At 58.9% G+C, this 1,709-nt stretch carries 1 protein-coding gene; it reads left to right on the top strand.

Annotated elements, in window-relative coordinates; translation table 11 throughout:
• Positions 1-1,103 precede the first annotated feature (1,103 nt).
• Positions 1,104-1,541: a YcxB family protein gene (locus AB4Y64_RS17615; RefSeq protein WP_441817744.1), complete on the top strand. Its 438-nt coding sequence runs from the start codon at positions 1,104-1,106 to the stop codon at positions 1,539-1,541.
• Positions 1,542-1,709 lie beyond the last annotated feature (168 nt).

The raw sequence follows: 1,709 nt of genomic DNA, 5'->3' as shown, positions 1-1,709 counted from the left end.
GCTTTGGCCCCGAACCTTGGTCGCTACACTTATATTCTTGCCTTGGGTGGCGTTCTCATCGATGTTTGTAGTGCATGCTCCGGTCTACCTACATGTCCATATCGTTTGGACATGGCTGCTTCTCGCGGTGCTCGTCCTGATAACGCTTGACAGCAGCGTGGGGCGCAAGCGAGATGCTGTCTAACAGTTCATTCAAGCCGAAGCCACTTCGTGGCTCGGCTTAACTCTAGCGTTAGGGCCCACAGGAATGTTTCCCGGCGTACACGACAGTCAGGTCTTGGCCTACTCGGCCGACTCGCGAACGGGAGAGGTACTGCTGCACCTCCGAGCAGGCCCCGAAGGATCGCTACTGTTCGACATAAGGTTCAAAGGGGTGGTGGCGCACCAGTTCCCTTACCCGCTTATGCCGTCTTGGGTGTTTGATCTCGTCCCAGTTTCTGCTGAGGAGCTACTTGGCCGAGAATGGGACACAATTGCTGAGGGGTTCCGGCTTGTGGGCTGGCCAGGCCACTGGGCCGACTCGCTCGAGAACGCGCAGGCCCATTGCCGGGCAGAGGGCGTAGCCGGCTACGATTTGGAGACCAGCTACGGGATGCATGGCTGGGTGCTAGCCAAGTCGGTGGAGCGCGCCGATGTGCCCTAACAATTCATTCAAGCCGAAGCCGCTTCGCGGCTCGGCTTAATTCAGGCGTTAGGTGGCACAAATGCGCGCTCTCGCAGTCTTCTCGTTGTTGCTCGGATTGGCCAGCGCAAGTGTTTCGCCCATTCTGGAGCGGAACTACGGACGCACTCGGCCGACTTCTCCGGAGGTCGGCCGCACCATAGAGCATCATGTGCGAGGCGGCACGGTCGTCTACCTGACAGCTCGTGAACACTGGGCGTTGTTTGGTTCGTTCTATGGTGGTGTTGCGCTTGCCGTTGCGGGGGCTTGGTTGTACAGGCGTGGCGGGCCCGGAGGTGTCGGTGCCGCCTAACAATTCATTCAAGCCGACACCGCTCCGCGGTGCGGCTTAACTCTGGCGTTAGATGTCATGTCAGACACTCCCGCACTTCAAGTCCAATTCCGCTACACGCTGTGGGATCGCGTACGATCCGGCCTCGTTATGTCTTTTCAGACCGTGCCAAGCGCCCTGTGGTCATTGGCATTTCCTTCTGCAGGGCTGGCCTTGCTTGGAGTTCATCTCTACTACGGTACGCCGATCGGTATTGGCAACGCTGGCCTCGTCCTGTTGTGTCTGCTTTTCACGCCGCTCCTGCTCACCTATTACGCCGTAAAGGCCCACTTTTTCGGCGAGCGCAAGGACAAGCCCTTCAACTACCAGTTCGGAGACTTTGGGCTTCGTGCCTTTAGTGACACCGAGGAACTTACTCAGTCCTGGAAAGCCATTTCAAAGGTAAAGCGTCAAGGCGGATTCTTGCTGCTCTTCTTTTCGTCGCGTTGTGCCCATTGCTTGCCTTACCGTCAGCTGTCGGAGCTTGGGGAAGTGGATTCGATCGTAGCCATTGCTCGCGCGCACGGGGTCCGCGTGTATGGCATCTAACAATTCGTTCAAGCCGACGCCGCTCCGCGGCGCGGCTTAACTCTGGCGTTAGGCGTGTTGTCGCAGATGTGCAGCCGTAAGGGTGTAGAGCCGCACGGGTGGCGGACGCGTGGCGGGCGACTCCGCTAGCCCCTAGGTCGCTCTTCTTCGATGCCGGCCCCGGGCAGG

It is taken from the genome of Lysobacter sp. TAF61, assembly GCF_052113485.1.
In the GTDB taxonomy this organism is placed as follows: domain Bacteria; phylum Pseudomonadota; class Gammaproteobacteria; order Xanthomonadales; family Xanthomonadaceae; genus Lysobacter_J.
The sequence above is the reverse complement of the archived record's forward strand: the minus strand, read 5'-3'. Positions and strand labels throughout refer to the sequence as shown.